Origin of the sequence: Methylorubrum salsuginis (assembly GCF_900114375.1) — a bacterium.
GTDB lineage: Bacteria > Pseudomonadota > Alphaproteobacteria > Rhizobiales > Beijerinckiaceae > Methylobacterium > Methylobacterium salsuginis.
This window is the reverse complement of the sequence record NZ_FOSV01000048.1, coordinates 1-9,012: the sequence shown is the minus strand read 5'-3', so window position 1 is coordinate 9,012 and position 9,012 is coordinate 1. Positions and strand designations below refer to the sequence as shown.

Below are 9,012 nucleotides of genomic sequence, written 5' to 3'. Positions count from 1 at the left end.
GGTCGACCGCGCCGACGCCCCGACAAGCTGCACGCCGACAAGGCCTACGAGGCCAAGGCGCGCCGCCAGGAGTGTCGGGCGCGTGGGATCGTCCCACGCATCGCCCGCAAAGGCATCGAGAGCAGCCAAAAGCTCGGCCGCCACCGCTGGGTCGTGGAGCGCACTCACGCTTGGTTCAACCGCTTCCGCCGCCTGCCCGTCCGCTACGAGCGCCGCGCCGACATCTACGACGCCTTCACCACCCTCGCAGCCAGCCTCATCACCCTCAAACAGATCAGACGGTTCTGTTAGGCGCTCTAAGGACTGCCCGGGTGGTACAAGCGGGTGGTACAAATGGCGCTGATGACGACGCGGCCCTGGAAGCATCCCAAAACCGGCATCTACTATCTGCGGCGGGCCGTGCCAGCCGACCTCCTCGCACGCGTCGGCAAGCGCGAGGAGAAGATCAGCCTCGGTACAAAAGATCCGGTTCGGGCCAAGGGGCTTCATGCCAGCGCTCTACTGGAGCTAGAACAGCGATGGGCGAACCTCCGTTGCGGTGCGGCGTCGCTGAGCGAGCGTGAGGCGCATGAGCTCGCTGCCCCGCTCTCCGCATGGTGGTTCGATCAGCATCGCGATGAGCCGAGTCAGCAGACCTTCTGGCGAACCGATCTCGGCGATGGGCTTTGGCCCCGCCGCCCGCCGGGCTGGTCGCTGCGGCCGGCCGTAGGCGCCGCACTCATCGAGGAAGCGGCCGATTCCTCCGTTCACGCCCGGTGCGCGATGGAGGATTGGTGCAGCGAACAAGCGGACGCCCTGCTGAAACGGCGCGGCCTCGTGGTCGACGAAACGGATCGCCGAAAGCTGGCGCGAGCGGTCGCGGCGGTGATGCAGCGGGCAAGCCTCGCTCTCCACGCCGCGATGCGCGGTGAGGCGGTCGACGTTGGTCAAACCCTCGTCGTGCGGCCGGCCATGCCAACATCCGCTATGGCTACGCCGCCAGCTGAAATGGCACAGAACTCGTTGCTGCCCATCAGCCTGACCGCCCTCGTCGAGGCCTGGTGGCGGGAGGCGGAGCGAACTGGCAAGGCAGCCTCCACGCACGAGGCGTACGCCCATGCCTTCCGCTTGCTGGTCGCCTTTCTCGGTCACGACAATGCGCACCGCGTGACGAAGCATGACATCGTCCGGTTCAAGGATCACCGCCTTGCGAGCCGCAAGCGCAACGGCGATCTGGTGTCGGCCACGACGGTCAAAAACAGCGATTTGGCTGCCTTGAAAGCCGTGTTCGGGTGGGCGCTCGACAATGGGCGCATCATCGAGAATCCGGCGCTCGGCGTAACGGTGGCCAAGGCCGCAAAGGTGAAGCTGCGCGAGCGCGAGTTCACGGCCGAGGAGGCAAGGACGCTGCTTCGCGCCGCCTCGGACCTGACACCGGGGCGGGAGTTGCCGCAGACCTACGCGGCCAAACACTGGATCCCGTGGGTGCTCGCCTTCACCGGCGCACGCGTCGGCGAGATTGCGCAGTTGCGTCGACAGGATCTCCGGCGGGAGACGGTGGCTGGATACCCCGAGGGGGTGTGGGTGCTCCGGATCACCCCGGAGGCTGGGACGGTGAAAACGAAGCAGGCCCGCGAAGTGCCCCTGCATCCTCAACTGGTCGAGCTCGGCTTTCCGGCGTTCGTGGAGGGGGGGCGGGGCGAGCGTTTGTTCATTGTGCCGGACGTCAAAGGCCAGATCGCCGGTCCCTTACAGGGGGTGAAAAACCGCCTCAGCGAATTTGCGCGTCACCACGTCATCGACCCTGGAGTCAGCCCCAATCACAGCTGGCGGCACCGCTTCCGCACAGTGGCGACGGAAGCGGGCGTATCAGGCAACGTGATCGATGCGCTGTGCGGATGGTCCGCCAAGAGTGTGGGCGAGCGATACGGCAGTGTATCGCTGAAAGCTCGAACCGACGCCATCATGCGGTTACCTCGGATCGAGGTTTGAGCAGTTGGTTCAGGTGATCAGGGCCAAATTGGTGTCTAATTCAGGTGCTGTACAAAATTTATATTCTGAATATTTTGATCTCATCCACGTATAATTGCGAATGCTGGACTTTTCGAGCTCTGTCGGGTGCTGCTAAAGATAGGTGAAACCGGCAATCCGTCGTGATCGACATCATCTGCACTTGTCCAGCATGCCTCGCTCGGCTACTGAACCGCGCTGGGTTTCCCGGAAGCTCCCCCTCTTAAGAAGTTGGAGCCATGACGAAGCGCAGCACGCCCTTTTCGCCTGAAGTCCGCGAGCGCGCGGTGCGGATGGTGCTCGATCATCAGGGCGAGCACGGCTCGCAATATGCGGCGATCCGCTCGATCGCGTCCAAGATCGGCTGCTCGAGCGAGACGCTACGCAACTGGGTGCGCCAAGCTGAGCGGGCCGGCCCGACAACGGACGAGCGCAAGCGGATCAAGGCGCTGGAGCGGGAGAACCGAGAGTTGCGGCAGGCCAACGAGATTCTCAGGAAGACCAGCGCGTATTTTGCCTTGGCGGAGCTCGACCGCCGATCGCGGACATGATCGCCTTCATCGACGATCACCAGAAGGCCTACGGGGTCGAGCCGATCTGCAAGGTTCTGCCGATCGCCCCGTCAACGTACTACGCTCATGCCGCGCGGCGGGCCGATCCCGGCAGGCTGCCAGCCCGGGCTCGCTCGGACGCGGCGCTGATGGTCGAGATACGGCACGTGTTCGAGGAGAACTTCCACGTCTACGGCGTGCGCAAGGTCTTGCGGCAACTCGGCCAGGAAGGGATTGCGGCGGCTCGTTGCACGGTGGCTTGTCTGATGCGGGTCATGGGGCTGCAAGGCATCTTGCGGGGTAGGAAGGTCCGCACCACCATCCCCGATTCGGCGGCCCCCTGTCCGCTCAACCGGGTGAACCGGCAGTTCAAGGCACCACGTCCAAACACGTTATGGGTCAGCGACTTCACCTATGTCGCGACCTGGGTCGGCTTTGTGGTTCCTGTCGCTGGCCGATGCCCGCGAGCGCATCGAGGAATGGAGGTGCCACTACAACGAAGATTGACCTCTTACGGCCCTGGGCGGCTTGACGCCTCGAGCCTTCGCCGACCAAACTGTCATTGCCCGAGAGCTTGCATAAGGTGTGGATCACAAACGTGGTCAATTCCATCCTGTTAGGCGCTCTAACTGTGTTCATAGACTATTGGATTTGGGGCAGGCATCGGCAGCGAACTGGTCGCCGCGTTTTGCAGCAATCAAGTGCGGATAATAGACCTGATCGATAGGGGATTTCAATATGAAAGCCATAAACTGCAATAATCTTAGTGTTGAAGGCGGGCTTCTGTCAGAAAGTCTGAATGAAACAGAAATATATTTGCTCAAAAATCTTAAAAGCCACCCGCACCGTTTCGACCCAACTGCGTTTGAAGCTCCGACTGTCGCACTTATGATATCTAAGTTATTTGCCCTCGATTTGGTTCATGTTGACAAAGTGGAGGATGGACATGGATGTATCGTTTCTTTGTCAAAAAAAGGCCTAAATTTTATTTGCAAAGAGAAGAAAAAACTTACGAATTACTCGCATTGAGTTCTTTGTCGTTGTAAGATATTGCATTAGTATTTTACTAACTCAGAGTCCGCCCAATAAACCATAATCCTCGTCCGAGGCGGCGGACGAGGATCATTACAGCTGTCGCGTAGAGGATCCATGAGGGTCTGATAGTTTTCGAATGATCAGATCGGGTTGATTCTGTGTGGCCACCAATGGAAGAGGGTGTGGTCCCGCAGGGTGCCTGGATCGGCTTCGAGATCGCGGCATCGGTTCTCGATGAGGTGCTGAACGTCGGCCAGGGTCTCGAAGTGCCGGTTGACAAGGGGCTCGTCAACGAGGCGCCAGAGGTGCTCTGCGGGCTGGAGTTCAGGCGTGTAGGGCGGTAGATATGTACGCGGGCGCCCGCCGCAGCTGGACCCAGCCGACTGTTCGGACTATGCAAACAGGGCGTCCGGGATCGTGCCGATTGACGGTCGCACCCGACGACACAGCGTGCGTCATCGCAACGGACCTGGAAACAGTAAGACCGCCGGACGCCCAAGCCGTATCAAACTACGGCCAGTTCTCAAATACAGGAAACGGTATCGGAGCGGCAAACGGGTGGTTTATGACGGAGGTAAGCGCAAGCGGTGGGAGATGGTTCATCTGGCGGTAGACGCGCTGGGCTATGCTCCAAGGTGATATATATTAGATTCCTGATGCACGCTGTGAACTCCATTAAGCGCCAATATCTTTTCTATCTTTGTGGAAAGTAAAATTTTTTCAATTAATCGATTCCAACAAGCTCCTAATCATTTGTACTCCAGTAATGCAGCTCTGCGTCGTGGCAGGCTTGGCACTAATGCTGAATGCGTTCGATCTGCGTCGGGGTATTGAGCATTTTTGCCGGCCGGGGCCACGCGTTGCCTAAATTTAAAGTAACGCTTCCCACTATGGCTGTGAGCAGGCTGATAGCGACCTAATTTCTTGTTGGGCGGCGACTATTTTCGAGCAGCAGATCCACAGGCACGTGTCCACCCCTCTCTTGAGATCGCTGATGATGTATAAGATGTTAAGCTCCTTCAAATCAGGACGTGGGCTGAACCGTCGAGGTCTGATCGGCGGTGCTGCGGCGGTGGTGGGAGCAGCCTTACTAAAGCCTTGCTGCGACCAGGTGCACGGGGCCGATGACCTCCTAGGCCAGGATTGGCGCGTGCCGCGCGGCAAGGTGACGAGCGTATTTATTCGCCGCGGTGGGCGAACGTTGTCTGAGGCAGTCGTAGGACTAGACGGCTGGACGATTCCGCCGGGAGCGCAAGTAAACCTCATGCTCGAGGATGGTGAGCACCCGATTGGGGCCATGCTGTCGCTGCGCCACCCGGACGGGGCGCGCATCGGCATCATCGGCAATCGCGAACAGCCAGAGCGCTGCCGAATTGTCAGCGAAGGGTCGCACGACCTCTTCTATGTTGGAGCCAATGGCATTCTCGGCTACATCGACGGCGTGACCATCGAGCATGCCGCGCCCGCGCGACGAGGGCTCGGCTCGGCAGTGATTGCCGATGAGGGTGGGTTCATCATGACCGGCGAGCGAGTTCGGGTAATAGGCTTCTACTACGGTTTTACCGCCCGTCGTAACGGGACAATTCGGGCTGAAGGCACTTCTGCACGTGACAACGGAGATGCAAGTTACTTTGCCTTCAATGGTGGACATCTTTATGTTCGGCGAAGCAAAGCGATGAATGCGACCGATCAAGATCGCAATCTCGGAACTGGATTTGTTGCAGAATACGGCGGGACAATCGATGCTGAAGGTGCTGTGTCGTCATACAATCACCTAGCCGGCTTCGCGGCAATTACAAACGGTACGATCAGAGCGCTTCGGACTATAGCGCATCATAACAGATACGCGGGTTACTTGGCAATTCAAGGAGGGGTGATTGTAGCGGATGACGCTGTTGGGCGCGATAATTGCGGCCTCGGCACGCGTTCCGATGAGTTGAGCCGCGTATTTGGCAGCAATCTCATGATTCAGAATGACTTGAGCGATATGATAAAATGTAATCTAGTCCCCTAGCGCTACAGTTTTGTTTTTGAATGAGTAGCTAGATGTTTGGTCCCGGCATTTGGTGGAGCGGGTTTGCCCTGAAGCGACTGGGCTCGGCGGACCATGCCTTGCAGATAGCCTCGTAGGGCGTGAGACCGCGCAGGGTCTTGAGACGGCGGGCAAAATTGTAGGCGCTGACGAAGTCGGCCAGATGAGCGCGCAGTTGAGCGTGGCTGTCGTAGTGGTAGCGCTTGACCGTCGCGTCTTTGATTGTGCGGTTCATCCGCTCGACCTGACCGTTGGTCCAGGGGTGCCGCGGTCTGGTCAGACGATGGTCGATCTCGTTGCGTGCGCAGGCGGACTCGAAGCTGTGGGCTCGGAAGGTCTCGCCGGCGTCGATCGCCTCCCGGATGATGGAGGCGGCCGAAGCGATGTTGCCGGGTGTGGTGAAGTGCGTGCCGTAGCACATCGGGAAGATGGCTCGACGGCTCTGGTGCGGCGCGCGAAGCCATGCGGAGCGCAGCGCGCCGCCCCGGGTGGTCATGGCCGATCGGCAGGTCTCTAGAGTGATGGTGTTCGAAGCCTCATTCCGGAGACGGATCGACCATGACCAGACCACAGCTTACGCCGCCGGCCGGCGTTCTCGTAGCCATCGACGTCGCCAAGGCCCGCAACGAGGTCCTCATCGAGGTGCCCGGCTCCGGCCGACGACGCCGGTTGAGCGTGCTCAACACCCGAGCCGAGCACGATCGGCTGATCACGCTCCTGACCGATCTCGGTCAGCCGGTGACCTACGGGTTCGAGGCGACCGGCAACTATCACCGCCCGATTGCCTGGCGCCTGCTCCAGGCGGGCTTTGCCGTGCGCCTGATCTCGTCCGTGGGGCTCGCCCGCACCCGCGAGGCCCTGCACAACGGTTGGGACAAGAACGACCCGAAGGACGCCCAGGTCATGCTGCACATGATCCGCATCGGCGCCTCGCAGGTCTACCACGACCCGCTCGCCGCCGGCATCAACGACGTGCAGGAACTATTCAAGACCCACGACGCCGTCTCGCGGGCCAAGACCGAGGTGCTGCATCGGATCCTGACCCACTACCTGCCGCTGTACTTCCCGGAGGTCGACCGCTTCCGCCACAACAGCCGCTCGGACTGGTTCTTCGCCTTCCTCGATCACTTCCCCACGCCCGCCAGCATCACCGCGCTGAGCAAGGAGGCCTTCATCGCCGCCGCCTGGGATGTCGTTGGGCGCAAGGTCGCCAAGGCGCAACTGCTCGGCGACATCTACGAGACGGCCCGCAGCTCGATCGGCCTGCCGGTGCCGCTTGACGCTCCGGCGGTGAGCATGTTCCGGCTCGTCATCGGCGAGGTGCGTGGCCTCATACGGCAACGCGACGCGGTCGAGGCTGCGGCCGACACCCTCCTGTCGGCGAGCGCCGACTACAAGCTGCTGCGCCGCATCCCCGGCATCGGCCCGATCAACGCCCTGACCATCCTGGCCGAGGCCGGCGACCTGCGCCGCTTCAGCCATCACCGCCAGTTCCTGAAGTTCTGTGGCCTCGATCTGGCCACCCAGCAATCCGGCACCTTCCGCGGCCAGACCAAACTGTCGAAGTACGGCAACGCCCGGCTCAGGCGTACGCTTTGGCTGGCTGGGCAGGTGGCCATCCGGCAGCGGGAGAACGGCTTCCGCGACAAGTTCGAGCGCTACATCGCCCGCGACCGGCACGATGCCGACCTGCGGCGCAAGGCGCTGACCGCAATCACCGCCAAGATGGCGCGCGTGGTGCACGCCGTCATCAAGACCGGTGCCGACTACCGGCCCTTCGTCGAGGGGCCGGTGCCAGGTGGGAGAACCCCTCTCAGCAGAGCCGTGAGGGCGTGAGAACCACGACCCTGTAGATAATGCTCGGGTCTCCTGCCTGGATCGACATCTCGTGTTGAGGACGGTGAGGACCACGGCGCGACGCGCGTCGGCTGGATCCTGTGTTCGCTATGGCCGAGAGTTCTTCCGGATCGGCAGGAGCCACCTGGATCGACGTTGACGACAAACACACCGCGGGCGCATGTTCGCGGACAGAGACCTGTTGCCTGGCCAGCCGTCCTTCCTCGCTACGTAGGACGTTGTCGGTGAGCACCGTGTGGACCTTGTAGGGCACGGCCTCGATCAGATGGCGGAGGAAGTCACCCGCGACCCTTCGCGTCGCCTTCTCGTGGAGCTCAACGAAGGCGAACTTGGTCGCGCGGTCGATGGCGACGAACAGGTAGAGCCGTCCTTCGGCCGTGTGGACCTCAGCCAGATCGATGTGGAAGTAGCCGAGCGGATAGGCCTTGAAGCGCGACCGCTTCGGCTTGTCGCCGTCGACCTCCGGCAATCGGCTGATCCCGTGCCGCTGCAGGCAGCGATGCAGCGTAAGCGGTGTCCTGATCGCACCTTCATGGGAGGAGTCTGATTCGGCATTCTGACGATCCGGGATGGAGGATCGTTTTGTGTCTCGACTTGACCCTAGACTTGAGCCGACGGGGGCCGTCCGGCGCTTCGAGGTGATCGACGGCGCAGCCGGCCGCAGGCGCTGGAGCGCCGACGACCGAGCGCGGATCCTGGAGGAGACGCTCGTGCCGGGCGCGGTGGTGTCGGTGGTTGTAGCGCGACGATCTGGATGAGAGCCGAGCGACAATCAGGATGAGAGACCGGTGTCGCGGCGGGTTGATGATGAGCGGGTCGATCGACCCGCGCAAGACAGTTTTGAGCGAGGTTTGTGTCGCGGCGCGTCACGCGTCAGCGGTTTTGATTGTCGCGCGGGTCGGCGGTCGGCCGGGACCGCGCTTCCGGTCGAGGGCGGTGCGGCGCCGATAGCTCTCGACGTTCATCTCGAAGATGGTGGCGTGGTGCACCAGCCGGTCGACGGCGGCGAGCGTCATCGCCGGATCGGGGAAGATCCGGCCCCATTCGCCGAAGGGCTGGTTGGCGGTGATCATCAGGGAACGGCGCTCGTAGCGGGCGCTGATCAGCTCGAACAAAACGCTCGTCTCGGCCTGATCCTTGGTGACGTAGGCGAGGTCGTCGAGGATCAGCAGATCGAAGCGGTCGAGCCGGGTGATAGCCGCCTCCAGGCCGAGCTCGCGCCGGGCGACCTGCAGCTTCTGGACGAGGTCGGTGGTGCGGGTGAACAGCACCTTGAAGCCGGCCTCGACGAGAGCGAGCCCGATCGCGGCGGCGCGGTGGCTCTTTCCGCCGCCGGGTGGGCCGAACAGGAGCAGATTGGCCCCCTGCGCGAGCCACGCGTCGCCGGCGGCGACCGCCATGACCTGGGCCTTCGAGAGCATCGGCACGGCGGCGAAGTCGAAGCCGTCGAGCGTCTTGCCCGGCGGCAGGCGTGCCTCGGCGAGATGACGCTCGATGCGCCGTCTGTCGCGCTCGGCCAACTCGTGCTCGGCGATGGCTGCGAGGAAA

Annotated in this window: 6 protein-coding genes, 4 pseudogenes and 1 other annotated feature; of the genes and pseudogenes, 7 read left to right on the top strand and 3 right to left on the bottom strand. The window is 61.9% G+C overall.

Going from position 1 to position 9,012, the window contains the following annotated elements:
• The 6 genes and pseudogenes from BM140_RS24765 to BM140_RS25615 all read left to right on the top strand — a co-directional run.
• A partial coding sequence (locus BM140_RS24765; RefSeq protein ID WP_165616559.1) for a transposase occupies positions 1–291 on the top strand: 291 nt, incomplete at its 5' end.
• A 42-nt stretch (positions 292–333) separates the two neighbouring features.
• Complete coding sequence (locus BM140_RS24760; protein ID WP_244535631.1) at positions 334–1,971, top strand: DUF6538 domain-containing protein; 1,638 nt, start codon at positions 334–336, stop codon at positions 1,969–1,971.
• Positions 1,972–2,228: 257 nt separating this feature from the next.
• Positions 2,229–2,980 (top strand): annotated as a pseudogene (locus BM140_RS24755) (IS3 family transposase); the annotation flags it as partial.
• Positions 2,495–2,611: a sequence feature (AL1L pseudoknot), on the top strand. It overlaps the preceding pseudogene by 117 nt.
• Positions 2,970–3,122 (top strand): annotated as a pseudogene (locus BM140_RS25280) (integrase core domain-containing protein); the annotation flags it as partial. The pseudogenes BM140_RS24755 and BM140_RS25280, both read left to right, overlap by 11 nt.
• Before the next feature lie 635 nt (positions 3,123–3,757).
• Positions 3,758–3,919, top strand: a complete 162-nt coding sequence (locus tag BM140_RS26060) for a hypothetical protein (protein WP_165616558.1) — start codon at positions 3,758–3,760, stop codon at positions 3,917–3,919.
• A gap of 623 nt (positions 3,920–4,542) precedes the next feature.
• On the top strand, positions 4,543–5,589 hold the full coding sequence (locus BM140_RS25615) for a hypothetical protein (RefSeq protein ID WP_207549510.1): 1,047 nt from the start codon (positions 4,543–4,545) through the stop codon (positions 5,587–5,589).
• 28 nt (positions 5,590–5,617) lie between these two features.
• Here the strand turns inward: BM140_RS25615 and BM140_RS26155 are convergent.
• Positions 5,618–5,932, bottom strand: a pseudogene (locus BM140_RS26155) (integrase core domain-containing protein); the annotation flags it as partial.
• A gap of 233 nt (positions 5,933–6,165) precedes the next feature.
• Here BM140_RS26155 and BM140_RS24740 point away from each other — a divergent pair.
• Entirely contained in the window at positions 6,166–7,443 is a 1,278-nt protein-coding gene (locus tag BM140_RS24740) for an IS110 family RNA-guided transposase (RefSeq protein WP_091952111.1), read from the top strand.
• 238 nt (positions 7,444–7,681) lie between these two features.
• Here the strand turns inward: BM140_RS24740 and BM140_RS24735 are convergent.
• Positions 7,682–7,981: pseudogene (locus tag BM140_RS24735) on the bottom strand (IS481 family transposase); the annotation flags it as partial.
• Positions 7,982–8,330: 349 nt separating this feature from the next.
• The coding region (istB, locus tag BM140_RS24730) for an IS21-like element helper ATPase IstB (protein ID WP_091951468.1) at positions 8,331–9,012 on the bottom strand (682 nt) is incomplete at its 5' end.

What these genes read in the sequence shown, in the direction of transcription:
- BM140_RS24740 (WP_091952111.1), top strand. Translation starts at nt 6,166, where the DNA reads ATGACCAGACCACAGCTTACGCCGCCGGCCGGCGTTCTCGTAGCCATC.
- BM140_RS24760 (WP_244535631.1), top strand. Translation starts at nt 334, where the DNA reads ATGGCGCTGATGACGACGCGGCCCTGGAAGCATCCCAAAACCGGCATC.